The sequence below is a fragment of the Micromonospora sp. NPDC049274 genome (assembly GCF_040678875.1).
Lineage (GTDB): Bacteria > Actinomycetota > Actinomycetes > Mycobacteriales > Micromonosporaceae > Micromonospora.
Genome location: NZ_JBFAQS010000019.1, coordinates 61,332 through 85,315 on the forward strand (window position 1 = coordinate 61,332; position 23,984 = coordinate 85,315).

The window sequence follows — 23,984 nt, forward strand, 5'->3', positions numbered from 1 at the left end:
CAGCCGGCGGCCGGCGGTGACCGTCGGCCACCCCCGTGGGGGCGGACGCGGCCGTGAGCGGTATACCGGAGAGTCATATTCATACCTCTGAGGTATACCGCTCACCAGCACACCGGCACGGCGCGCAGCCAAAGGTGAGGGCCAGCAGCCGCAGCCCCAGCCCTCGTCTTGAGTGAGGGAGCGTCTTACTCGTCTAGAACGGAGGTCGGGGTGTCTCCGCCGGCCGCTGACGGGAGCGTCGCGCGTCCCCGACGGCGACGGCGACCAGGACGACGGCGGCGGTGGCGCCGGCGGTGAGCGGTTCGAGGTGAACTGTCACCGGCACCAGCAGGCCGAGGGCCAGCAGGCCCGCCAGCCGGGAGCGGGAGACCCGGGCGAAGACCTGGTATTCGAGGGCCGACCGTCCGGCGAGGAAGAGTGCGGGGCCGCCGAGGATGGCGATGAGCCAGGCCGCCGGGAGGTGCCCGCGCGGCTCGGTGATGAACAGTTCGAAGCCGACGCCGGTCAGCACGATTCCCGCGATCATGACCAGGTGGGCGAACGCCATCTCGGTGGCGAGTCGGGGAGCGTTGTGGGAGTGGCTGACGGCGGCGTCCTGCACCCTGCCCGCGACATGGAAGTAGATCCGCCACAGCAGCACGGTGGTCGTCAGCGCCAGGACGTAGCCGCCCGTCTGGTCGGCGTGGAACCCGCTGCCGCTGAACGCCAGCCCGAGCACGAAGATCGCCTCCCCGATCGCGATGAGGAGGAACTGCTGGTACCGCTCGGCCAGGTGCTCGGCCGCGATCATCCGGCCGCCGATCCGCTGTGCGCCGATGCGGGGGGTCGGCCATCCGAGGTAGAGCCCGGTGTAGTCGACCAGGACGGCTACTGTCCACAGTGGCCCGCGGATCGTACCGTCGTCGACCAGCCCACCGATGATCCAGAGCGGCGCGTTCACGCCGAACCAGAGCAGGACCCGGAGGGTCTGGCGCGGATCCGGTCGGCCGTGCCCGGCGACGTGGAAGTAGACCACGCGGCCGATCTGCAGACTTACGTAGGTGATGGCGAAGAGGGCAGCCCGCGCGCCGAAGGCGTCGGGCACCGCGACGGCCATCGTCATGGCGCCGACCATCGTCAGGACGATCACGGTCTGGACTATCGGCGCCTCCGGGTCCAGCCAACTGGTCGACCAGACGGTCAGCGACCAGACCGCCCACAGGGCCAGGAACAGCAGGAGGGCCTGACCGAGACCGGCGAGCGCCCCGCGCTGGCCGTCGGTGAAGTCGGCGATCACCCGTGCCGAGATCCGGGTGAGGGCGAAGACGAAGACCAGGTCGAGGAAGAGCTCCAGGAAGGTGGCCCGCTGGAGGCTGGCCGCGCCGCGCACCAGCGGTACGCCCGGCTTCCCGCTCATCGGCCTGCCACGGGCCGGCGCCGCCCAACGGCCATGTGCCCTCCCGTCGTGGTGATCTCCTCGCCTAACGAGCGAGCGATCGCCTGTGGCACGCGGAGGCGGGGACCGGCGCAGGCCTCGGCGCGGCGTCCGTCAGGAGAGCGGCGTCAGGCGCTTGCCCATGCTGATGTCGTCGACGTAGGCGCCGTCGATCAGGAACTCGTCGAGGTGTCGGCCCTCGACGGCGTAGCCGTGCCGTTCGTAGAGGCGTAGGGCGCCGATGTTGGTCGCCAGGACGCGCAGGCCGACCTTCTTCGCGCCCTCTGCGGCAGCACGGCGTTCGGCGGCCGCGAGCAGGGCTGAGGCGATGTTCCTGCGGCGTGCCTGCTCGGCCACCACCAGGTTCCACAGGCCGAAGACGTGAGCCGCTTCCGGAAAGGGTGTCGTCCGATGGGTGCTCACGGCGCCGACGATCTGGTCGCCGAGAGCGGCGACCAGGTGGGTTTCGGGCCTGCGCCGTTCGGAGAAGTACGCCGTCCGCTCCTCGCCCTCGGCGGAGGCGAGCCCCGACCCGGCGGTCCACGCCGCACGGTCGAGCGCGAGAAGAGCGGCGTCGTCGTCGCTGGTGGCCTGTCGCACCAGGGGCCGCCAGTCGACGGGGCGCTCGTCCCCGGTCGCGGATCGCAGGAGGTGCTGGGTGATGGTGTCCTCCACCGCCGCGACGGCGTCCACGTCGCCGGCTCTGACGATCATGTCGAAGTGGGTCGCCGACGCCACGAGCAGGCAGTCGCCGCCACTGAACCTGATGGACCAGCGTTCCTCGTCGAGGTCGGTGGGCGCATCGTGCCCCAGGTGGGAGACGAGGTGCGTGATGTGGCGGCGGGGGCGGTCGGTGCTGACGCGTGCGGTCGAGTAGAACATCTGGTGCCTTTCCGGCAGTCGTGACGTCGGAGCGGGTAAGTGCGTCGAATCAGGCGGAGATCAGTGCGTCGGTGCGGCTGTCCTCCGCCGGACTCTCCCGTTCGGAAGCACCACGTAGCGCCGCCTCGACCCGACGGTTGCTGGTCATGATCGCCGTTACGGCGGTCATGGCGAGGAGGAGACCCGCGGCGGCGTAGAGCGGGGCGCGCACGTCGTAGGCGGTGGCCAGCCAGCCGCCGAGGAAGGCGCCGAGCGGGGCGGCGCACATGGCGAGCATGCGGGACGTGGAGGCGACCCGGCCCATCAGATGGGCGGGAACGATCGTCTGCCGCAGGGACGGGCCGAGCACCATCGTGGCGCCCATGCCCGCTCCGCAGACGGCGAGCGCGAGACCGGCGACGTACGGGTTCGGGGCGGCGGCCAGACCGAGGATGGCGAGCCCTTCGAGGGCGGCTGTGCAGGTCAGTGCGGTGCCGGTGCCGAGTCGTCGGCCGAGCTGCGAGGCGATGCCCGCCCCGAGCAGACCGCCGGTGGCCTCCGCGGTAAGGAGCAGGCCGAAGCCGTAGGTGTCGATGCCGAGGCGGTCGTGTGCGAACAGGGCGAGGACGGTCTCCACGGCGAGGAAGGCGACGTTCCCGACCGCCGGGCGCAGCGCGAGGCCGAGCAGCAGCCGATCCCGGAAGACGTACGACGCGCCGGCCCGCGCCTGCCGCAGCAGCGACTCACGGACCTGCGGCACGGGCCGGGGCGCGGCGGGCAGCGACCGTACGAGCAGCGCGGAGATCGCGAACGACACCGCGTCGGCGAGCAGGGGTACCGACCGTCCGAGGGCGAGCAGGGCACTGCCCGCGGGCGGTCCCGCGAAGCCGGACATGGCGGTCTGGGCGCCGCGCAGGCGGGCGTTGGCGCGCTCCAGGAGTGCGGGGTGACGGCCGAGCAGGTCCGGCAGGTAGGCCGTGGCGGCCGTGTCGAAGAAGAGCCCGCCGAGGCCGAGCAGGAAGGCGACGATCGCGAGCAGCGGAATACTCAGCACGTCGAGCATGGCCGCCCCCGCGGGTATCCCGAGCAGAACCGCACGCGCCGCGTCCGTGATCCACATCGTGCGACGGCGGTCCCAGCGGTCCACCAGCGCGCCGCCGAGCACTCCGAAGAGCAGCCACGGCAGCGTCCCCGCGGCCGCGACGACGGCGAGCGCCATCGGGTCCCGCGTCAACGTCAACGCGAGCAGCGGCAGCGCGGCACGCGACACCCCGTCGCCGAGCGAGGAGACCGTCTGCGCGGTCCACAGTCGTCCGAATCCGGTCGGCAACTTCTGCGCGTCTGAGGTCACTTGGCATCCCCTCCGGACTGCTGGCGGCGGGCCGGGTGGAACAGCGCGAAGACGAGTGACGCGTCCGGCAGCGACGGATCCGACAGCTCCCGGTACTCGTCCGCCAGCGCCTGCAGCCGTGCCCCCAACTCCGCGAACTGCTCCTCGGTGAGCCGCAGGTGCGCCATCCGCACGTGTCGCTCGCTCTGCGCCGGCGCCGCCTCCAGGTCGGCCACCGCATGCCGCATGAGCATGTCCGGCCCTCCCTCACCCGGATCCGGCAGCACTATCGACCGCGCGGCCATGGCGTAGTACCGCTCGGTGACCCCCCGGACCTTCCGCGTCCGCACCACGGTGATGAGGCCGGCCCGCTCCAGCAGGCGTACGTGGTAGCTGGAACTCCCCTTCGCCAGGCCCACCCGCTCGGCGATCTGCGTGATCGTCGCGGGCTCGAAGCGGAGCATGGCCATGATCCGGTGCCGGGTGAGGTTGGAGACGGCACGGAGTTGGTCGTCGGTGGTGACGTGGAACGTCTCGGGAAGATCGTCGGTAGGCATGCGAGCAATGGTCAACGTTTCTTGACCATTGCGCAAGGGTTTTCGGAAGTCTCGCCACTAAGTCACCAATCCGTCAGCCGGTGACCACCCACTGTGTTCGCCTCTACGCTCGTGGACGTGCCCGGACCCGCCGAGAAGGCCACCGAACAGGACCGGCGCGATCTGATCGTCACGGTCGCCCGAGAGCTGGCCGAGGCGGAGGGCTGGGCCGGGATGACCACCCGACGGTTGGCCGAGCGGGCCGAGGTCGACGTCGGCGACCTCTACCGGCACTTCGCGGATCTGGAGGCGTTGCTCGCCGCCGTCGCGGTGTGCGCCTTCGCCGACCTGGCCGCCGCTCTCGCGCTGGCGCAGAGTCAGGCAGTCGGCAACCCCGAGGGTGTGTGGCCGGCGGTCGCGACCGCGTACCTCGACTTCGCGTACACGAATCCCGAGGTCTATGACGCGATGCTCGCGCTGACCCCCGACCTGGCCCTCGGCGTCGATGGCGTGCCCGCCGCGCCGCGGGCGGTCTTCGCCGAGCTGCGCGCGGCGCTGACCCCGCTGGCGGCGGGCCGGGACCCGGACACCCTCGCCGAGGTGGGCTGGAGCCTGCTGCACGGCGTGGTGATGCTCACCCGGGGTGGTCGACTGCGACCCGAGGGGCAGGAGGACCGGGAGGCGTTGATCGCACGACGGTTACTGCGGTGGCCGTGACCACATCCTGCTCAGTCGAGGGGCTCGCGGTTGGCCGGACCACTGCCGCCGCACGCCACCAGTGCGCCGACGCACGCCAGCATCGCCGCGCCGGCGACTCGATTCACCGTGGACATGGCGTACTCCTCGAAAAGGTCCCGGACTCTCGCCCGCCTATTCTGGGCCCTCGGCCTTCGGGCACCGTCGGTGCGGGGGAGGGACAGATGACGGCCAGCGGGACGGCACGGCGGCAGGCGAGGGTGCTGATCTTCGATGCGGACGACACCCTGTGGGAGAACAACGTCGTCTTCGAGCGGGTGATCGACGACTTTCTGGCCTGGCTCGACCACCCCACCCTGGACCGGGCCCAGACCCGGGCGATCCTCGACGACATCGAGCGGGCCAACGCGGTGGCGCACGGGTACGGCAGCAAGGTCTTCCTCCGCAGCCTCGCCGAGTGCCTGGAGCGGTTGCGCGAACGGCCGGCCACCGACGCCGAGCGCCAGGAGATCGACCGGTTGGCCCTGGCGCTCGTGGAGCACCGGGTGGAGCTGATGCCCGGTGTCGCCGAGGCGCTCGACGAGTTGGCCGGCCGGCACGAACTGCTGCTGCTGACCAAGGGTGATCGGGACGAGCAGCAGCGCAAGCTGGATGCCAGCGGGCTGCTGCACCACTTCGGGGCCGCGCACATCGTCGCCGAGAAGAACGTCGACACCTACCGGTGGCTCATCCGCGAGCACGGGTTCGCACCGGACGACGCGTGGATGATCGGCAATTCCCCGAAGTCCGACATCCTCCCGGCGCGGGCGGCCGGGCTGAACGCGGTGTTCATTCCGAACGAGAACACCTGGGTGTTGGAGGACGACGAGTTGGATCCGACCGACGGTGGCGTGCTGCGCCTGGCCGCCTTCCGGGACCTGCTCCGACACTTCTGACCGTCGAACCCGAACAGCGTCGACGATCAAGGTCTCGTTACGCGCACATGCCGCTTTTCGCCCTTGAGATCAGTCACGTCGCAGACGGCCCGGCAACGCTTGTCCGACGCTCGGCGATCGGCCTAACCTGGCCCGGCGCTCACGGCCTTTCGGGGTGTGCCGGGGGTGCACCGGAGTCCGGCAGGTGGGCACCGTGGAGCTGAGTGCAGGGCGGCCGGACCTCCCCGCCGCGCCGCGTGGCGCCGTGCCGCGCCCACGCGCGGTGGGTGCCGGCCTGTCCGCTCCCCCGTCGGACGGCCGGGGGTCAGGACCGGGTAGTTGCGGACCCGGTCCTGACCCGGCCACCGCGATCGGTGTCGGCCCGCTAAGCGGGATATCGGCCCGCTAAGCGCGGTGCCGGCCGTCGCCTGTGTGGTGGGCGTCCGACTCGTCGGAACCGCCGCGGACGATCGAGATCGCCACCCGGCAGAACTCGTCCATGTCCGGGTTGAACCCGGCCGCGATGTCGGGATGCAACCCGGATCGGGTCTCGTCCAACAGCCGCTGGCACACCAGCTCGACCGGCTCACCGGCGTAGCCGGCCCGAATTCGGTCGGTGGCTGCCTGGAGAGCCGAGGTCAGCTGCTCCTCCAGCGGCCCGCGCAGCTTCTGCTGCACGGGATCGAGCCCGCGTGGGTCGAGCGTGACATGTGGCTCCGACATCGGTGCTCCCTTCGTCGGCGTCCGCGATACCCCACCGCGGCCGTCGGTCAAACGCCTGTCGGCACGGCGGCGACCCGCACCTGGTACGAGAAGTCCTCCGCCGGCTCTTCGTGGTACGACAAGCGGCGGATCTGCCGGTCGTCGTCGTAGAGCGCGACGTCCACCAGGACGCCGAGGTGCGTCAGGCCGATGGTGGAGACCCGCTTCTTGTCCTGTAGCACCGCGCAGACGCCGCCGAGCAGGGTGCTGGCGTCGGACGTACGGTGCCCGGGCGGGCAGCGCAGAACCAGGTCCACCTCGATCGGCCCGGGCAACGGCGTCCAGCCGGTGCGCTGGGCCGCGCCGAGGGCGGCCTGGAGCAGGGTGCGGACCCTCGTCGCCTGCCGATGCCCGGCGGCGAAGATGGACAACGCTTCGGTCTTGACCGGTGGCAGGCCGCTCACCTCGAACGTCAGGGCGAGAGCGCGGGTGTCCTGCACGACGGCACCTCCCTCATTGGGACGATCCTGCCGAACCGGTGCAGCGGCGGTGGGACGTTCCCGCGATAACCAACCGATCGGGCAGGCTGGGCCGGCCGGAGGCGTGTCGACGTCGGCGGCGAACGCGCTGGCTGCGGCGCTACGGAAACGCTAGCCGACGCCGCCCGCGCTGGGTAGTCGGCCGTTCACCCGGTGGGGCGCAGCGCGAAGGCGCAGAACTCGTTGCCCTCCGGGTCGGCCAGCACCCACCACCGCGCCTCGTCGATCGGCTCGCGTACCAGCGTCGCGCCCGCGTCGAGCAACGCGGTCGGCTCCGGGGCAACCATCTCGACGTCCCAGTGCATGCGGTTCTTGACGGCCCTGGGTTCGGGTACCACCTGGAAGACCCAGTATTCCCAGGGGAACCCGGCCGCGCCGACCACCGACGTGGTGGACGACTCGTACTCGACCCGGCCACCGAGCACACCGGCCCACCAGGTGGCCTGCGCGGCCGGGTCGGCCGAGTCGACGACCAGCTCGAAGGGCCCCGGTCGGGTGCCCTCCCGGGCTCCGAACGCGCAGAACTCGTTGCCCTCCGGATCGGCAAGCACCCACCAGGTGACGTCACCGGCCGGTTCGCGAACCAGTTGGGCGCCGTCCCCGAGCAACGCCGCCGGGTCCGCGTCGCCCAGCCGCAGATCCAGGTGTACGCGTGTCTTGCCGACCCGCGGCTCGGGCACCCGGTTCACCCAGATCGACTCGGCGTCGGAACGTGCGGAGCGGGGATCGACGCGGGTGTCGTCGCCGCCGGCGTCGGCCAACTCCCCGTCGAGGATCCTGGCCCAGAAGGCACCCAGCAGGCGCGCGTCCGAAGCGTCCAGGCAGAGGTCCTTGAAGCGTGCGATCACGCCCCCAGGATGCCCGATCAGTGCCGCCCGGGCGGTCGCGGGAGCATTCAGCGTAGATCTTGGACAGTTTCCGTTCCGCGTGGACGGAAACTGTCCAAGATCTTCAGGAGGCCACGCTCAGTGTTGCTTGGCGTACGTGACGAACGCCCTCCAGGCCGCCGGGGTGACGTGCAGGGTGCCGCCGTCGCGGTCCTTGGTGTCGCGCACCAGCACGACGTGCGGCATGTTGTCGGCGACCTCGACACAGGATCCGCCGTTGCCGCCGGACCTGGTCGACTTGCGCCACTGTGGAGTCAGCATGTCCATGACTTCGCCACTCTCTCGATCAGCTCGATGCTCTGCCGGCGGGGGAGCGCCTCGCTGCGCACGATCTCCCACGTCTTCGCCAGCTTAGCCACGTCGGTCGGGGCATCGACGAACTGCGCGATGAGCTGGTTGTCCGCGTGGGCCACTCGCGCGCCGTCCGGCATCTCGGCGATGATGAACTGCCCCGCCAGGCCCAGATACATGCCCGCATCCGCCGGCACGACGTGCACCTGGACATGCTCCGCCGTCGCCAGCTCGGCCAGGTGCTCGCACTGTTCGACCATGAGGCCCGGCTGGTCGAGCACCGGCCGGCGCAACACCGCCTCGTCCAGAACGGCGATGAGCTGCGGCGGACGCGGGCGCTGGAGAATCGCCTGGCGCTCCAGCCGGGAGGTCACGATCCGGTCCACGTCCTCGGCGTCGAACCGACCACCGGCCAGTGTGGCCCGCGCGTACCGCTCGGTCTGGAGCAGGCCCGGCACGTACGCCAACTCGAACCACCGCAGCGTCGTCGCCTCGCGCTCGAACTCGATCCACTCGCGCAGCCAGGCCGGCTCGGCGTCGAGTCGGCCCAACCTCTCCAGCATGCGCTGGAAGCGTCCGCCGGTCTCGTGGTGGGCGTCGACCGCCCGCATGTACTCCTTCGTGGGCGGTCGCCCGCCGGTCTCCACCGAGCTGACGTGTGAGCCGGAATAGCCGATGCCCCGGCCGAAGTCGTCCTGACTGAGCCCGAGCGTCGTGCGGAACAACCGCAGTTCCTCCAACACGTAGTCGGTGACGTTGCCCATCGAATCCCCAATCCCTGCCCAACATGCACCGGCGTGTCCTTCGTGGCTGCTCGACCGGGCCGTTGAGCTGCACGGATGGCGCGAGCATGTATCGACCGTAGTCGGGTCCTCGCAAACTGTCACCAGTGGCGGGCTCGCTGGTGGCCGGACAGGCGGCGGCGGGCTCTGCCCGGGGTCGCTCCCGTCTCCCCTTGCGGGAGCGACCCCCTCCCACGTCTCCGAGGAGGTCAGTGTGCCGAGCCCGACAGACCACCACGACGAAACGCGGTGGCGGTGATGGTGGTCCGTCCGCCCGTCCCGCACGTCGCCATGCGCCCGCTGTGGCGGTGCCGGAGCTGTGGCAGGCAGTGGCCCTGCCAGCCGGCCAAGCTGGCCCTGCTGACGGAGTACCGGACCAACCGGATCGAGCTGCTGATCTATCTCGGCACGCTGATGAACGAGGCGACGGCTCAGCTCACCCAGCTCCACCCCAACCACCCGCCGGCGAAGATGACCGAGCGCTTCCTCTCCTGGGCGAGAGCCCGGGGCTGACATTGCCACGGTTGGCCCCGGCGCGAGCGGCCGAACTGATCGACTCGGCTTTCTGGAAACGGGGGCATCCCGGCGCGGCGATCGCCCGACTTCCGTGAACCCGAGTCGATCATTCGCGCGGGCGCAGCGGGGCAGGGGCGGCGTCAGCTGCCCGGACTTCCGCTGTGACCGGCAGGTTTCGTGACGTGGCAGGTGGGGCAGTGTAGCCGCCAGGAGCATCCGGGCCGCGGTGTTTCCGCAGCTCACCGGCCCGGAAAGGTCTCGCCGTGCACCGGGGCACGGATGCCCCTCCCCGGTTTCTCGCCGAAGAGAGGGGGAGGGCGATGACGGACCCCGAAACGGCTCGACGCCGGCGTCGACCGGTTGCCCGGCTCGGCGCCGCTGCCGCCGCGCTGGCGCTTGTCGCGCCGCTGGCCGCGTGCGGCGCCGACGACGGTGGCGGCGGTACGCCGACGATCAACCTGTACTACCCGCCGGAGCAGAACCTGCAGAAGGTGGTCGACGACTGCAACGCGCAGGCCCAGGGACGATACAAGATCGTCTACCGGGTGCTGCCCCGCCAGGCCGACGACCAGCGCGTACAGATGGTGCGTCGGCTGGCCGCCGAGGACAGCGGGATGGACGTCCTCGGTCTGGACGTCACCTGGACCCAGGAGTTCGCCAGCGCCGACTGGATCCGCGAGTGGACCGGCCAGGACCGCTCCGACGTGGAGCAGGGCACCCTCGCCGGGCCGCTGGACACCGCCCGCTACGAGGACAAGCTCTACGCCGCGCCGAAGAACACGAACGTGCAACTGCTCTGGTACCGCAAGGACCTGGTGCCGCAGCCGCCGACCACCTGGGACCAGATGATCGCCGCTGCCCAGCAGCTCAAGGACCAGGGCAAGCCGTACCAGGTGCTCACCATGGGCGCCCAGTACGAGGGTCTGGTCGTCCTCTACAACACGCTGGCCGAGAGCGCCGGCGGAAAGGTCCTCTCCGACGACGGCAAGAAGGCCGTGATGGACGAGGGCACGGTCCGGGCGCTGGAGCAACTGAAGACGTTCGCCACGTCGGGCGTTACGTCGCCGTCGTTCAGCAACGCCACCGAGGACCCGGTCCGGTTGGAGTTCCAGTCCGGCTCGGGCGCGTTCCAGGTGAACTGGCCGTTCGTCTACCCGGCGTTGCAGGAGGCGAACCCGGAGCTGGCCAAGCAGGTCGGCTGGGCCCGGGTGCCCGGCATCGACGGGAACACCCCCGGCAAGGTCACCATCGGCGGCGTGAACCTGGCGGTCAGCTCCTATTCCAAGCACCCGGAGCAGTCGTTCGAGGCGGCCCGGTGTCTGCGCAGCCCCGAGCACCAGAAGTTCTCCGCCATCAACGACGGTGTGCCACCGACCATCGAGGCGGTCTTCGACGAGCCGGAGATGGCCGAGGCGTACCCCATGAAGGACACCATCCTCGAAGAGCTGAAGGATCCGGCGACCCGTCCGTTGACCCCTGCCTACCAGAGCATCTCCACAGTCATGTCGGCGATCCTGTCGCCGCCGTCGGCGATCCGTCCGCAGCAGACGGCCGATGAGCTGCGCGGCGCCATCTCCGACGCCCTCCAGTCGAAGGGGGTGCTGCCATGAGCATCAGCGCCACGCCAACCGGCGCCAACACCGCCGTCGAGGAGACGAAGCGACGCACTGCCGTGCCGACCCAGCGGGGCGGCCGTCGCAAGGCGCCGCTGAGTGAGAACAAGAAGGCCGAACGCCGGCTCGGCTGGCTGCTCTGCGCCCCCGCCGCGCTGGTGATGGTCGCGGTGACCGCGTACCCGATCATCTACTCGGTCTGGCTGTCGTTGCAGCGCTACGACCTGCGCTTTCCCGACCAGCGCGAGTTCATCGGGCTGGAGAACTACGTCACGGTGCTCACCAACGAGTTCTGGTGGACCGCGTTCGGGGTGACCACGCTGATCACGGTGGTCACCGTGGCCGTCGAGCTGGTGCTCGGCATGGGGCTGGCGCTGATCATGCACCGCACGCTCGTCGGCCGCGGCCTGGTCCGCACCTCGGCGCTCATCCCGTACGGGATCGTCACGGTGGTCGCAGCGTTCTCCTGGCGGTACGCCTGGACGCCCGGCACCGGCTACCTGGCCGACCTGTTCAGCGACGGCGCGCCGCTCACCGAGCGGGCCAGCTCACTGGCGATCATCATGCTCGCCGAGATCTGGAAGACCACCCCGTTCATGGCGCTGCTGCTGATGGCCGGGCTGGCGCTGGTGCCGGAGGACCTGCTCAAGGCCGCCTCCACCGACGGGGCGACCGGCTGGCAGAAGTTCACCAAGGTGATGCTGCCGGTGATGAAGCCGGCGATCCTGGTCGCGCTGCTGTTCCGCACCCTTGACGCGTTCCGCGTCTTCGACAACATCTTCGTGTTGACCGCCGGCGGCAACGAGACCTCGTCGGTGTCGATGCTCGCCTACAACAACCTGATCCGGGGTCTCAACCTCGGCATCGGCTCGACGATGTCGGTGCTCATCTTCATCACCGTGGCGATCATCGCCTTCGTCTTCGTGAAGCTGTTCGGCACCGCTGCCCCCGGCAGCGACGACGGGGAGAGGCGCTGACATGGCTGTCGAAACCACCACCCGGGCGAAGCTGCGCTGGGGTCTGCTCGACGTCCTCGTGATCGTCTTCGCGATGGTCCCGGTGCTGTGGATCGCCTCGCTGTCGTTCAAGACGCCTGCCACGCTCACCGACGGGAAGTTCTTTCCCCGGGAGTGGACGCTTGACAACTACCGGACGATCTTCGACACCGACCAGTTCGTCCGCGCGCTGATCAACTCGATAGGCATCGCGCTGATCGCCACGCTCATCGCTGTGGTGCTCGGCGCGATGGCCGCGTACGCGATCAGCCGGCTGGACTTTCCCGGCAAGGGGCTGCTGGTCGGCGTCTCGCTGCTGATCGCGATGTTCCCGCAGGTGTCACTCGTGTCGCCGCTCTTCGAGATCGAGCGTCAGCTCAAGATCTTCGACACCTGGCCCGGGCTGATCCTGCCGTACATCACCTTCGCGCTGCCGCTGGCGATCTACACGCTGTCGGCGTTCTTCAAGCAGATCCCCTGGGACCTGGAGAAGGCGGCGAAGATGGACGGCGCCACCCAGGCACAGGCGTTCCGGCGGGTGATCGCGCCGCTGGCCGCCCCCGGCCTGTTCACCACGGCGATCCTGGTCTTCATCTTCTGCTGGAACGACTTCCTGTTCGCCATCTCGCTGACCTCCACCGAGCGGTCCCGCACGGTGCCGGCCGCGCTGTCGTTCTTCACCGGCGCGTCGCAGTTCGAGGACCCCACCGGGGCGATCTGCGCCGCCGCCGTGGTGATCACCGTACCGATCATCCTGTTCGTCCTCTTCTTCCAGCGCCGCATCGTGTCCGGCCTGACCTCCGGCGCAGTCAAGGGATAGGTGAGTAGTCATGGCTGACATCGTGCTCGACAAGGTGAGCAAGAGTTTCCCGGACGGGACCGTCGCCGTGCAGGACGTCGACCTGGAGATCGCCGACGGCGAGTTCGTCATCCTGGTCGGCCCGTCGGGCTGCGGGAAGTCCACCACCCTCAACATGATCGCGGGCCTGGAGGACATCACCTCCGGGGAGCTGCGCATCGCCGGCCAGCGGGTCAACGACAAGGCCCCCCGGGACCGGGACATCGCCATGGTGTTCCAGTCGTACGCGCTGTACCCGAACATGACCGTGCGGGAGAACATGGCGTTCCCGCTGCGGCTGGCGAAGCTGGACAAGGAGACCATCGACGCCAAGGTCGACGAGGCGGCCAAGGTGCTGGAGCTGGGGCCGCTGCTGGACCGTAAGCCGGCCAACCTCTCCGGCGGCCAGCGTCAGCGGGTGGCGATGGGCCGGGCGATCGTCCGCCAGCCCAAGGCGTTCCTCATGGACGAGCCGCTGTCCAACCTGGACGCGAAGCTGCGGGTGCAGATGCGGACCGTGGTGTCCCGGTTGCAGAAACAGCTCGGCACCACCACCGTCTACGTCACCCATGACCAGACCGAGGCGATGACCCTCGGCGACCGGGTGGTCATCATGCGGGGTGGCGCGATCCAGCAGGTCGGGCCCCCGCAGGAGCTGTACGACCACCCCCGCAACCTCTTCGTGGCCGGCTTCATCGGCTCGCCGTCGATGAACTTCCTGCACGCGGCCGTGCAGGACGGCAGCCTGCGTACCGCGCTGGGCGAGGTGCCGCTGGGCGACCGGATCCGCCGCGAGCTGGAGGCGGCCGACGCGCCCCGCGAGCTGATCCTCGGCGTACGCCCCGAGCACTTCGAGGACGCCGAGCTGGTCGACGAGGACACCCGCCGCCGAGGGCTGGAGTTCGAGGCCCCGGTGGAGATCGTCGAGTCGATGGGCTCGGACAAGTACGTCTACTTCACCGTGGAGGGGGAGCGGGCCAGCGCGGCGGAGCTGGAGGAGCTGGCGGCCGACGCGGGCGCGGGTGACTTCGCCGGCACGGGCGGCAACCTGGTCACCCGGTTGTCGGCCGAGTCGCCGGTCGTCGAAGGGCAGTCCCGCCGGGTGTGGTTCAACCTGGAGAAGATCCACCTTTTCGACCCGACCAACGGCCGCAACCTCACCCTGCGCGAGGGCCGTGCCGCCGGCGCGCTCGCCGAGTGAGGGCGTTCACCGCTCGGGGCCGGCGGATCGCCCGCCGGCCCCGTTCGTGCCCTGCGCCGTGCCGCCCGTCGTGGCAAGGTGGTCGAAGGGTCGCATCGTGAGGCGGGGGGCGGGATGGACCGACGACTGACCGCGCTGGCAAAGGCGCACGGCGTGTCCACCTGGTACGAGGACTGGCGACACCGTCGCGTCGAGGTCGCGCCGGAGACCGTCGTGGGCGTGCTCGGCCTGCTCGGCGTGGACGCCACCAGCCCGGCCGCCGTGGCCGACGCGCTCGCCGCCGCCCGTGCTGTCGACCGGGCCGCGTTGCCGGCGACTGTGGTGCTCACCCACGGCACGACCCGGGCGCTGCCCGGCCCCGGTGTGGTGACCCTGGAGGACGGCGGCCGCCGCGACGTCGATGGCGAGCTGCCGGGGGACCTGCCGCTGGGCTGGCACCGGCTGGGCTGCGCCGGGCGTGAGGTGACGCTCGTGGTGGTGCCCCGTCGGCTGCCCGTGCCGCCACGCACCTGGGGGTGGATGCTCCAGCTCTACGCTCTCACCTCGGAACGCTCCTGGGGCATGGGCGACCTCGGGGACCTCGCCGAGTTCACCGGCTGGGCCGGTTCCACAGGCGCGGGGCTGGTGCTGCTCAACCCGCTGCACGCGGTGGGGCCCGCGCATCCGGTGGCAGCCTCACCGTATTCCCCGGCAAGTCGGCGCTTCGTCAACCCGCTCTACCTGCGCGTGAGCGACACGGGCGCGTACGCCGCGGCGGACCCGGCGACCCGAGCGGTGGTGGACGCGCTGCGCCCCGACCGCGGCGACCTGATCGACTACGACCAGGTGTGGACCGCCAAGCGGCGCGCCCTGGAGCTGCTGCACCCGTACGCCCAGCCGGTCGACCCGAACGCGGACCCGGCGCTGACCAGCTTCGCCACCTGGTGCGCGTTGGCGGAGCGGCACGGCAACGACTGGCGTGCCTGGCCCGCGGAGCTGCACCACCCGGACGCCCCGGCGGTCGCCGAGCAGCGCCGGCAGCTCGCCGACCGGGTGGCCTTCCACGCCTGGCTGCAACACCTGTGCGACGAGCAGCTCGACGCCGTCACGGCGGCGGCCCGGGCGGCCGGGATGCCGGTCGGCGTGGTGCACGACCTGGCCGTCGGCATCGACCCGGGCGGCGCGGACGGTTGGCAACTCGCCGACGTCCTGGCCCAGGGGGTCCGCGTCGGTGCCCCACCGGACGACTTCAACCAGCTCGGGCAGGACTGGGGGCTCGCCGCGTGGCGGCCGGACCGGCTCGCCGAGACCGGGTACGCGGCGTACCGGGACATGCTGCGGCGGACCCTGCGGCACGCGGGCGGCCTCCGGGTCGACCACGTCGCGGGGCTGTGGCGCCTGTGGTGGGTGCCGCCGGGCGCCGGCGCGGCCGAGGGCACCTACGTCCGGTACGACGCCGAGGCGATGCTCGGCATCCTCGCGCTGGAGGCCCACCGGGCCGGCGCGGTGGTGGTGGGCGAGGATCTCGGCACGGTCCAACCCGCCGTGACCCGGGGTCTGCGGGGGCGCAACATGCTCGGCTCGACAGTGCTGTGGTTCGCCCGGGACGACGAGGGCGACTTCGTGCCGCCGGCCCGCTGGCCGCGTAACGCGCTGGCCACCATCTCCACCCACGACCTGCCCACCGCGCCGGGCTTCCTGACCGGCGAGCACGTCCGCGTCCGCGACGAGTTGAAGTTGCTCGGCACCGACGTGGCGGTCGAGCGCGCCCGGGCCGCCGATGATCGCGAGCGGCTGCTGGCGATGCTGCGCGACGAGGGGTTGCTGCCCGAGCCGGCCGACGCGGAGTCGCTGGCGGCAGGCGCGCCGGCCCCACCGGGCGACGACGTGGTGGTGGCGATGCACGCCGCCCTCGCGGCCAGCCCCACCCGGCTGCTCGGCGTCTCCCTCTACGACGTGCTCGGTGAGGTGCGCCAACCCAACATGCCGGGCACGGTCGACGAGTACCCGAACTGGCGGCTGCCGCTGCCGGCGACGGTGGCGCAGATCCGCGCCGACGAGCGGGTGACCCGGATCGTCGACCTGCTCACCGCCGCCCGCCCCCGAGCGGCCGCGCCGCCTGCGGGTGGCACGCGTCGGCCGACGGCGAGCGGCGGTCAGGCCGACCAGTCGTAGCGGGCCGGCAGCCCGACGAAATCGGCGTACCGGCCCAGCGCCTGCTCCACCCGACCCCGTTGCTTGACGCCGAGCGTCGTCAGCGGGCGGATCGTCACGGTGACGGCCGTCCGGCCGAGCGTGCGCTTCCAGACACCCACCACCCGGCCGGCCCGGACCACAGTCGCCTGGAAGATGCCGTTGTTGCCCGGCACCACGGCCGCCTGGTGCGCGGGGTCGAGCATCAGCGTGCGATCCCGGTAGCCGAGCAGGTACTCGTCGAAGCCGGGCAGCGCCAGCACGTCATCGGGCGGAGTGCGTGGCGCATCGGCCAGCGCCGCGTCGACGTGCATCGGCTCGCCCTCGACGCGTACCGTGCTCAGCAGGTCGCCGGCGGCGGCCAGGCCGCGCCGCGCGTCGGTCAGGGTGAGGCCGCTCCAGCCGGCCAACTCGCGGGCCGTGACCGGCCCGTGCCCCCGGACGTAGCGGTGGGCGAGCACGGCCAACGCCTCGTCCCGCTCCAGCCGACGCTGCTCCGGCGCCCACTCGTCGAGCAGCGCGAAGGTCTGCTCCGTGCCGACGTTCGGCGCCACGCAGGTCACCCCGCGCACACTCGCGTACCAGAGCAGGTGGTAGCCACGCTGGTCGTCAGTCGACAGACCCGCCGCGCGAAGGGCCGCCAGGCACTGCGCCCGGGTCATTCGGCCCCCGCCCGCCAGCGCGGCGCCGAGCACGTCCAGCGCCCGGTCCGCGTCGACCTCGGTGAGCCCGAGCTGCGCCCGGCGGGTCGCCGCGCCGGCCAGCGAGCGGACGCCTGTCAGCTCCAGCATCCAGCGGGTGTCGGCGGGGGGTACGAGGTGCACGGTGCCCCGCATCGGCCACGTGCGCAGAGCCTCGCGCCGCTCCAGCGCCGCCTGCACGTCGGACCTGGTCCACCCCGGAAGTCGGGCGCCCAGCGACCACAGGCCGCTCGCCAGATCCTGCGCCTGCATCGCGCCGAACCACTCGACCACGTCGGCCACACCACCTGGCCGGATGGTCGGGTGCGGGCGCAGCAGCAGGCTCGTCATCCGCAGGTCGAGCGCCTCGGATGCGGTGAGCTCCCCGGTCATCGGGTCAGGCTAGGCCACCCGTCCGACATCATCGCCTACGCATAACGACCGGAGCAGCGGGAAGGCGGGCGACCGGAAGTACGCGCGCCGCGCGTACGGAAGGGAGTCCCATGACTGCCGCAAGCGAGCCGGCCCGGGGTGCCGGAGTACCGGCCGATTCTCGGGCCCATCGGGCGTCCACCGGCGCCAAGACCAGCGCGGCCGCCACCTTCGCCCTGGTCTTCGGGGTGGCCGGCCTGTTCAGTGTGTTGACCGCGATCCTCGCCTGGCTGGGGCTGGTGCTCGGCATCATCGGAATCATCCTCGGCATCGTCGGGCTCAAGATGGCCCGCCGACCGGGGGTGACCGGCCGAGGCGTGTCGATCGGCGGCCTGGTGTTGAGCATCCTGGCGGTGCTGATCGGCCTCGGCCTCGCGGCGGGCATCACCACCTTCGTCAACAACGAGAACGCGGTGGACCGCCTCCAGACCCAGGTCGACAAGCTGCGCGACAAGCTCGACTGACCGCCGGGGCGGGTCGCGCAGGGCCACGGCCGGCTCGGGCCAGTCCTTGAGCCGGCGGTTCACGCTCGGTCACGTCGGCAGGTGGTCCCGCGTGCCCTGCGAGTCCTTTGCTCTGCTTCAACCCACGCAACAGTTACCCAGAGCGCTGCATGCCGGACGCGGCCGGTTCGACCGCAGTTAGGTTCGCGCTGCTCAGTGCTGGTGTTGCGTCCGTTGAAGCAGAGCAAAGGCTCGTAGTCGGCATGGCGGGTCAGGCGGGGATGTCACCGAGTGTCACTCGCCTTCGGTGCGACGGCTCCGGCAGGTTGTGGTGACGGAGCGTGCAACCGACTCGCTGAGGCCGGTGCGGGTGCCGGCCGCAACCCAGTAGGGTGGGCGGCGTGCTCCGCCAGGTCACCGCGATCCGTTACGTCACCCCGCTGCGCGAGGGCGGCTCGCTCCCCGGCGTGGTGGAGGCGGACGACCTCGGCACGTACGTGGCGAAGTTCTCCGGCGCCGGGCAGGGGCCCAAGGCGCTGGTCGCCGAGGTGATCTGCGGTGAGCTGGCCCGTCGGCTGGAGCTGCGGGTGCCACCACTGGTGGTCCTCGACATCGACCCGGTCATCGGGCGGGCCGAACCCGACCAGGAAGTGCAGGAGCTGCTGCGCAACAGCGGCGGCGCCAACCTGGGGATGGATTTCCTCCCGGGCGCGCTCGGCTTCGACCCGGTCGCGCACCCCGTCGACCCGACGCTGGCCTCGCGGGTGCTCTGGTTCGACGCGTACGTGGAGAACGTTGACCGGAGCTGGCGCAATCCGAATCTGCTGGTGTGGCACCGGGAGCTGTGGCTCATCGACCACGGCGCGGCGCTGTACTTCCACCACAACTGGCCGCGCGCCGACGCCGCCGTGCACCGCGCCTACCGCGCGGACGATCACGTGCTGGAGCCGTACGCGTCGCGGCTGGCCGAGGCCGACGCCGAGCTGGCGTCCCGGGTCACCCCGGATCTCCTGCGGGAGGTGCTGGCGCTGGTACCGGCCCAGTGGCTGACCGCCGCCGACTTCGACACGGCCGACGCGGCGCGTGAGGCGTACGTGGCGCACCTGTCGCGGCGGGTCGCCAGCCGGGCGGACTGGCTACCGGCGGGGAGCGTGGCGTGAGGCATCCGTTCGAGTACGCCCTCATCCGGCTGGTGCCCCGCATCGAGCGCGGCGAGCAGATCAACGTCGGGGTGCTGCTCTACTGCCAGCAGCGCGACTTCCTGGCGGCGCGGACGCACCTGGACGCCGATCGGGTTCGGGCGCTCGCGCCCGATGTCGATCTTCCGGAGGTGGCCGCGGTGCTCGACTCCCTGGACCGGACCTGCTCCGGCGACGGGCCGGCGACCAGGATGCGGCTCGGTGAGCGGTTCCACTGGCTTGTCGCGCCCCGCAGCACGATGATTCAGGCCAGCCCGGTGCACACCGGCCTCACGGCCGACCCGGCGGTCGAGCTGGACCGGCTGATGGCAGCGCTGGTGCGCTGAGCGGACCGGCGGCCAGCGACCCCTGATCGCGCTACGCCAGCGCCGTTGCCGGCGGAGCGCGATCCCCCGTTCAGGCGGCCGGCGTCAGGGGGGCGCAGGAGCGCGCCGACACCGGATGGCATCAGGATCGCCGCCCGCGCGGGCGGTCGGGCCGGAACGACCGGGAACTTGCGGAAAACTTGAGCCGGACTCCCGGAAGCCCGCCGCCCGTCGTTTGTCCCAGCGTCCCAGGGGTAGTCGCGGGAGCTGACCCGAGACGAGAAGGGGACACATCTGATGGCTGCCCAGACCAAGGTCGCGGTGATCTACTACAGCGCCACCGGCATCACGTACCAGATGGCGCAGGCCGTGTGCGAGGCCGCCGGGGAAGCCGGCGCCGAGGTGCGTCTGCGCAAGGTGCGGGAGCTGGCGCCGGACGAGGCGATCCGCTCCAACTCCGGTTGGCAGGCACACCACCTGGAGACCCAGGACGTGCCCGAGGCGATGATCGACGACCTGGCCTGGGCCGACGTGGTGATCCTCGGATCGCCCACCCGGTACGGCATGATCGCCGCCCAGCTCAAGCAGTTCATCGACACCACCGGGCCGCTGTGGGCGCAGGGCGCGCTGGCCAACAAGGTCTACGCGGGCTTCACCTCGACGGCGACCTCGCACGGCGGGCAGGAGACGACCCTGACCTCGCTCTTCAACGTCTTCTACCACTGGGGCGGTGTCGTGGTGCCCCCGGGCTACACCGACTCCAGCCAGTTCATCGCCGGCAACCCGTACGGCCCCTCGCACACCAGCAACAACGGGGAGATCGCCCCGGACGCGGTGGCGCTGGGCGCGTGCGCCCTCACCGCCCGCCGGGCAGTGTTGATCGGCGCCGCGCTCAAGCAGGGCATGGGCGGCTGACCGGTGGGGGTGACCGGTGGCGCGGGCGGGGGCTCTCGGCCCGCTCGCGCCACCGGTCGCACCAGCCCTACCCCGAGTCGGCGGTGACCACACCGGGTGGGCTCGGCCGCTCGGCTACGCCTGCCGGGCCGGGCGCGACGCCGGCAGCAGGTCGGCCAGCAGCTCGGCCAGCACTGTCACGCCGTCCGGGCTGAGCACCGACTCCGGGTGAAACTGCACCCCCGCGAAGCCCTGCCCGCGCAGGGCATGCACGGACCCGTCGCGGACGTCTCGGGCCAGCTCCACCGTCCCGTACGCGGTGTCCAGCCGGTCCGTCTCGGCCCGCGCGGTGAACGAGGAGTAGAAGCCGACCCTGCGGACCCCGCCGAACAGGTCGACCTCCCGTTGCAACCCCTGATAGGGCGCGTCCCGCCGGTGCAGGGGCAGCCCCAGCAACCCGGCCAGCACCTGATGCCCGAGGCAGACCGCGAGGGTGGGTCGGCCGGTCGCCAGCAGCCCGTTCAGCAGCTCCCGCAACGCGGCCATCTTCGGGTCGTTCGGGCTGCCCGGGTCGCCCGGTCCGGGACCGGCCACCACCAGGTCGTACTCGTCGACCGGGCCGCCGGCGTGCCAGGGCCGCAGCGTGACCGCGAGACCCAACGCGCCCAGTTGGTGCGCCAACATGCCGGTGAAGGTGTCCTCGGCGTCCACGATCAGTGCCCGCAGACCGACCAAGCCGGGCAGCCCCGGCGCGTCCGGCGCCCGCTGGTCGAGCCAGAACCGGGCCAGCGGCGTGTTCCGCGCGGCGAGCGCGTCGCGTACCGCCGGGTCGTCGGCCAGCCGCACGACCGGCCCGCGGTCGCCGGCGGGCGCCGCCGGGCCGAGACCCAACGCGGCCAGCACCCCGGCCGCCTTGGCGTGCGTCTCGGCCACCTCGCCGGCCGCCGTCGAATGCCGGACCAGGGTGGCGCCGACCGGCACCCGCAGCCGGCCGGTGGGGGAGATCTCGGCGGTACGGATCAGGATCGGCGCGTCGAGCGTCTGGCGGCCGGCGTCGTCGTGACCGAGCAGGGCCAGCACGCCCGCGTAGTAGCCCCGGCCCCGGCGCTCGTGCCGGGCGATCACCCGGCAGGCGTTCTCCATCGGACTGCCCGTCACGGTGGGCGCGAACATCGTCTCCCGCAGCACCTCCCGCACGTCACGGGTGCCCCGCCCGGCGAGCAGGTACTCGGTGTGCGCCAGGTGCGACATCTCCTTCAGGTACGGGCCGATGACCTGGCCGCCGTGCTCGGCGACAGTGGCCATCATCTTCAGCTCCTCGTCGAGCACCATGTACAGCTCTTCGATCTCCTTCGGGTCGGCGAGGAACCGCAGCAGCGCCTCCCGGGTCGGGGTGTCGCCGCCGGGCCGGAAGGTGCCGCTGATCGGGTTCATCATCACGAGGCCATCGTCGACGCTGACGTGTCGTTCCGGGCTGGCGCCGACCAGGGTCCGGGTGTCGGTGTGCACCACGAACGTCCAGTAGGCGCCGCGCTCGGCGACCAGCAGCCGGCGCAGCGCGGCCATCGCTGCCACCAGCGGGGCGCCCTGCACGGTGGCGTGCAGGGTGCGGTGGATGACGAAGTTGGCGCCCTCGCCGCGGCCGATCTCCTCGGTGAGCACCCGCTGCACGATCCGCGCGTACTCCTCGTCGCTGACGTCGAACCCGGCGTCGCGGGTGCGGACGGGCTGGTCGGGCAGCGCGGCCAGGGCCTCGGCCAGCGGGATCCGCAGGTGCTCGCGGACCTGGAGACACTCCAGCGGGGCGTCGTCGTCGACGCAGGCGAAGCCGCGCTCGGCGATCTGCCGGTACGGCACCAGGGCCAACGTGCGAGCCCCGGGCGCACCGGGCGACAGCGGGATGTCCGCCAGCCGGTCGACGGTGGTGACGAGGCCGGTGAACAGTTCCAGCTCGTCGGCGCCCTCGCGGCGCAGCAGCGCGAACGGGCCCGGATCCTCGCCACGGGCGATGGCGGCGAGCAGGTTGGTCAGGTGGGTCAGGCTGGTCATCGTGGTCTCCGTGGGCCGGGCGCCGCCAGCGGTGGCGGCCATCCGGGCCGGAGATCCGGCGGCCGCCTCGGTGGCGGCCGCGTGGATGGAGCTACGCGCGGGGGGTGGCCGCCGGGTCGACGGGCCACCAGGAGGTTGGGTGCGCGAGCATGCGGTCCACCTTACGCGGCCGCGGCCCGGCTCGGGACCCCTTCGGGCGTACCGGTGTGCCCGGCCGGACCTCCGTTCCCGCGCGGCCGGCAGCGGGTAACTTGACCGGCGATGAACATTCTCGCGCTCGACCTGGGCACCTCGTCCGTACGCGGCCTGGTGCTGGACGGGGAGACCCAGCCACTGCCCGGCGCTCTCGCCCGGCGGAAGGTCAACCTCGCCATCGGTGACGACGGCACCGGCACGCTGTCCGGCCCCGACTATCTCGCCTGCCTCATCGAGTGTCTGGACGAGCTGGCCGAGGCGGGGCACCTGCACGACGTCGACCTGGTGGCGACCTCCGCGCAGTGGCACTCGGTGCTTCCGCTGGATCGCGACGGCACCCCGCTGGGCCCGGTCGTCACCTGGCTGGACACCCGACCCACGCCCGTCGGCGACCCGCCCGGCCCGACCGACCCGGACGGCTTCCACCAGCGCACCGGCTGCTGGTGGCACCGCTCCTACTGGTCGATGCGCCTGCCCTGGCTGCGGGAACAGTCCGGCACGCCGATCGCCCGGTTCGTCGGCCTGCCGGAGTACGTGCTGGGCGAGCTGCTGCAGGCGGCGCCCATGTCGGTCTCCCAGGCCTCCGGCACCGGCCTGCTGGACATCAGCAGCCTGCGGTGGGACGAGGAGGCGCTGACGCTTGCCGGCGCGCGACCGCGTGACCTTCCGTCGCTGGGCGAGCTGGACTGGCACGGCCGGCTCCGGCCCGACCGCGCCCGCCGCTGGCCGCAGCTGGCCGAGGCCCGGTGGGCGCCCCCGGTGGGTGACGGCGGAGCGTCGAACGTCGGCTCGGGCTGCGCCGACCCGAGCCGGGCCGCGGTCACGGTGGGCACCTCCGCGGCCGTACGCCTGATGCAGCGGATCCCGGCCGGAGAGCCGTTGCCGCGGCTGCCGGAACGACTCTGGCGCTACCGGGTCGATCACGACCATGTGGTGACCGGCGCGGCGTACTCCAGCGGTGGCAATCTGTTCGCCTGGGCCAACCGGGAGCTGCGACTGCCCAGCGGGGACGAGCTGGACGCGGCGCTGGCGTTGGTGCCGGCGGGCGGGGGCCGGCCGGCCGACCCCCGGTTCGGGGGTGATCGCCCCCCCGGTCTGGCGCCGGCGGGCTCGGGCGAGCTGCGGGGTCTGAGCTTCAGCACCACTGCCGTGGACATCCTGGCCGGGCTGATGCAGGGGCTGTGTCAGCTCGTCGCCGACGATCTCGCGGTGCTGGAGTCCACTGTCGACAAACCGGTGGGGGTGGTGCTGGGTGGCGGCGCGGTGGCCGCCTCGGTGTGGTGGCGGCAGGCGTTCGCCGCCGCGCTCGCGCCGCGACCGGTGTCGCACCAACGCAACCCGGAGATCGGCGCCACCGGCGCCGCGTTGGTCGCGCTGGGCCGCTTCGGTGTGGCGGCCGAGCTCGCCGACATCGGCCGGACGGATGAGCTGGTCTTACCGACGACGACAGGACGTTCCCACCCGCAGTATCCTTCCTGAACTTTCGCCCTGCCCGGGCCG

At 71.7% G+C, this 23,984-nt stretch carries 24 protein-coding genes; 13 read left to right on the top strand and 11 right to left on the bottom strand.

The window, feature by feature from the left end:
• Positions 1-193 precede the first annotated feature (193 nt).
• From AB0K10_RS27925 to AB0K10_RS27940, 4 genes are all read right to left on the bottom strand, one after another.
• Complete coding sequence (locus AB0K10_RS27925; protein WP_363688288.1) at positions 194-1,396, bottom strand: low temperature requirement protein A; 1,203 nt, start codon at positions 1,394-1,396, stop codon at positions 194-196.
• A gap of 132 nt (positions 1,397-1,528) precedes the next feature.
• Positions 1,529-2,296 (bottom strand): GNAT family N-acetyltransferase, encoded by a 768-nt coding sequence (locus AB0K10_RS27930; protein ID WP_363688290.1) that lies wholly within the window; start codon positions 2,294-2,296, stop codon positions 1,529-1,531.
• Positions 2,297-2,345: 49 nt separating this feature from the next.
• The gene (locus AB0K10_RS27935) at positions 2,346-3,626 is read right to left on the bottom strand and encodes an MFS transporter (RefSeq protein ID WP_363688292.1); all 1,281 of its coding nucleotides are present in this window, start codon (positions 3,624-3,626) and stop codon (positions 2,346-2,348) included.
• Positions 3,623-4,162 (bottom strand): winged helix-turn-helix domain-containing protein, encoded by a 540-nt coding sequence (locus AB0K10_RS27940; RefSeq protein WP_363688294.1) that lies wholly within the window; start codon positions 4,160-4,162, stop codon positions 3,623-3,625. The genes AB0K10_RS27935 and AB0K10_RS27940 overlap by 4 nt, the downstream gene beginning before the upstream one ends.
• 117 nt (positions 4,163-4,279) lie before the next feature.
• Between AB0K10_RS27940 and AB0K10_RS27945 the strand changes: the two genes are divergently transcribed.
• Positions 4,280-4,858 (top strand): WHG domain-containing protein, encoded by a 579-nt coding sequence (locus AB0K10_RS27945; RefSeq protein ID WP_363688296.1) that lies wholly within the window; start codon positions 4,280-4,282, stop codon positions 4,856-4,858.
• Positions 4,859-5,061: 203 nt separating this feature from the next.
• The gene (locus AB0K10_RS27950) at positions 5,062-5,772 is read left to right on the top strand and encodes an HAD family hydrolase (RefSeq protein ID WP_363688298.1); all 711 of its coding nucleotides are present in this window, start codon (positions 5,062-5,064) and stop codon (positions 5,770-5,772) included.
• A gap of 384 nt (positions 5,773-6,156) precedes the next feature.
• Here AB0K10_RS27950 and AB0K10_RS27955 read toward each other — a convergent pair whose 3' ends face one another.
• The 5 genes from AB0K10_RS27955 to AB0K10_RS27975 all read right to left on the bottom strand — a co-directional run bounded on the left by AB0K10_RS27955 (position 6,157) and on the right by AB0K10_RS27975 (position 8,934).
• The gene (locus tag AB0K10_RS27955; RefSeq protein WP_363688300.1) at positions 6,157-6,474 is read right to left on the bottom strand and encodes a hypothetical protein; all 318 of its coding nucleotides are present in this window, start codon (positions 6,472-6,474) and stop codon (positions 6,157-6,159) included.
• Between the two features lie 47 nt (positions 6,475-6,521).
• The gene (locus AB0K10_RS27960) at positions 6,522-6,953 is read right to left on the bottom strand and encodes a hypothetical protein (RefSeq protein WP_363688302.1); all 432 of its coding nucleotides are present in this window, start codon (positions 6,951-6,953) and stop codon (positions 6,522-6,524) included.
• A 185-nt stretch (positions 6,954-7,138) separates the two neighbouring features.
• Positions 7,139-7,840 (bottom strand): VOC family protein, encoded by a 702-nt coding sequence (locus tag AB0K10_RS27965; protein ID WP_363688304.1) that lies wholly within the window; start codon positions 7,838-7,840, stop codon positions 7,139-7,141.
• Positions 7,841-7,957: 117 nt separating this feature from the next.
• The gene (locus AB0K10_RS27970) at positions 7,958-8,140 is read right to left on the bottom strand and encodes a DUF397 domain-containing protein (protein ID WP_363688424.1); all 183 of its coding nucleotides are present in this window, start codon (positions 8,138-8,140) and stop codon (positions 7,958-7,960) included.
• Positions 8,134-8,934, bottom strand: a complete 801-nt coding sequence (locus AB0K10_RS27975) for a helix-turn-helix transcriptional regulator (RefSeq protein WP_363688306.1) — start codon at positions 8,932-8,934, stop codon at positions 8,134-8,136. Before AB0K10_RS27975 ends, AB0K10_RS27970 begins: the two co-directional genes overlap by 7 nt.
• Before the next feature lie 276 nt (positions 8,935-9,210).
• Between AB0K10_RS27975 and AB0K10_RS27980 the strand changes: the two genes are divergently transcribed.
• From AB0K10_RS27980 to malQ, 6 genes are all read left to right on the top strand, one after another.
• Positions 9,211-9,465 (top strand): flavin reductase, encoded by a 255-nt coding sequence (locus tag AB0K10_RS27980; RefSeq protein ID WP_363688308.1) that lies wholly within the window; start codon positions 9,211-9,213, stop codon positions 9,463-9,465.
• A 323-nt stretch (positions 9,466-9,788) separates the two neighbouring features.
• Positions 9,789-11,078, top strand: coding sequence for an ABC transporter substrate-binding protein (locus AB0K10_RS27985; protein WP_363688310.1), 1,290 nt, complete (start codon positions 9,789-9,791; stop codon positions 11,076-11,078).
• Positions 11,075-12,058: a sugar ABC transporter permease gene (locus AB0K10_RS27990; protein WP_363688312.1), complete on the top strand. Its 984-nt coding sequence runs from the start codon at positions 11,075-11,077 to the stop codon at positions 12,056-12,058. Before AB0K10_RS27985 ends, AB0K10_RS27990 begins: the two co-directional genes overlap by 4 nt.
• A gap of 1 nt (position 12,059) precedes the next feature.
• Positions 12,060-12,896 carry a carbohydrate ABC transporter permease gene (locus tag AB0K10_RS27995; protein WP_363688314.1) on the top strand — a complete coding sequence of 279 codons (837 nt, stop codon included), beginning with the start codon at positions 12,060-12,062 and terminating at the stop codon, positions 12,894-12,896.
• Positions 12,897-12,906: 10 nt separating this feature from the next.
• Positions 12,907-14,115 (top strand): sn-glycerol-3-phosphate ABC transporter ATP-binding protein UgpC, encoded by a 1,209-nt coding sequence (gene ugpC / locus AB0K10_RS28000; RefSeq protein WP_363688316.1) that lies wholly within the window; start codon positions 12,907-12,909, stop codon positions 14,113-14,115.
• 114 nt (positions 14,116-14,229) lie between these two features.
• Positions 14,230-16,269, top strand: a complete 2,040-nt coding sequence (malQ, locus tag AB0K10_RS28005; RefSeq protein WP_363688318.1) for a 4-alpha-glucanotransferase — start codon at positions 14,230-14,232, stop codon at positions 16,267-16,269.
• On the opposite strand, the gene AB0K10_RS28010 is transcribed toward malQ, so the two are convergent.
• Positions 16,251-17,360, bottom strand: coding sequence for a winged helix DNA-binding domain-containing protein (locus AB0K10_RS28010; protein WP_363688320.1), 1,110 nt, complete (start codon positions 17,358-17,360; stop codon positions 16,251-16,253). The genes malQ and AB0K10_RS28010 overlap by 19 nt on opposite strands.
• A 110-nt stretch (positions 17,361-17,470) precedes the next feature.
• On the opposite strand from AB0K10_RS28010, the gene AB0K10_RS28015 reads away from it, so the two are divergent.
• From AB0K10_RS28015 to wrbA, 4 genes are all read left to right on the top strand, one after another.
• Positions 17,471-17,863, top strand: a complete 393-nt coding sequence (locus AB0K10_RS28015; protein WP_363688322.1) for a hypothetical protein — start codon at positions 17,471-17,473, stop codon at positions 17,861-17,863.
• A gap of 380 nt (positions 17,864-18,243) precedes the next feature.
• Positions 18,244-19,002 (top strand): HipA family kinase, encoded by a 759-nt coding sequence (locus AB0K10_RS28020; RefSeq protein WP_363688324.1) that lies wholly within the window; start codon positions 18,244-18,246, stop codon positions 19,000-19,002.
• Positions 18,999-19,367 (top strand): DUF3037 domain-containing protein, encoded by a 369-nt coding sequence (locus tag AB0K10_RS28025; protein ID WP_363688325.1) that lies wholly within the window; start codon positions 18,999-19,001, stop codon positions 19,365-19,367. The genes AB0K10_RS28020 and AB0K10_RS28025 overlap by 4 nt, the downstream gene beginning before the upstream one ends.
• A gap of 276 nt (positions 19,368-19,643) precedes the next feature.
• The gene (gene wrbA / locus AB0K10_RS28030; RefSeq protein WP_363688327.1) at positions 19,644-20,261 is read left to right on the top strand and encodes an NAD(P)H:quinone oxidoreductase; all 618 of its coding nucleotides are present in this window, start codon (positions 19,644-19,646) and stop codon (positions 20,259-20,261) included.
• Positions 20,262-20,375: 114 nt separating this feature from the next.
• Here wrbA and AB0K10_RS28035 read toward each other — a convergent pair whose 3' ends face one another.
• On the bottom strand, positions 20,376-22,280 hold the full coding sequence (locus AB0K10_RS28035; protein WP_363688426.1) for an anthranilate synthase family protein: 1,905 nt from the start codon (positions 22,278-22,280) through the stop codon (positions 20,376-20,378).
• 270 nt (positions 22,281-22,550) lie between these two features.
• On the opposite strand from AB0K10_RS28035, the gene AB0K10_RS28040 reads away from it, so the two are divergent.
• On the top strand, positions 22,551-23,963 hold the full coding sequence (locus tag AB0K10_RS28040; protein WP_363688329.1) for an FGGY family carbohydrate kinase: 1,413 nt from the start codon (positions 22,551-22,553) through the stop codon (positions 23,961-23,963).
• Positions 23,964-23,984 lie beyond the last annotated feature (21 nt).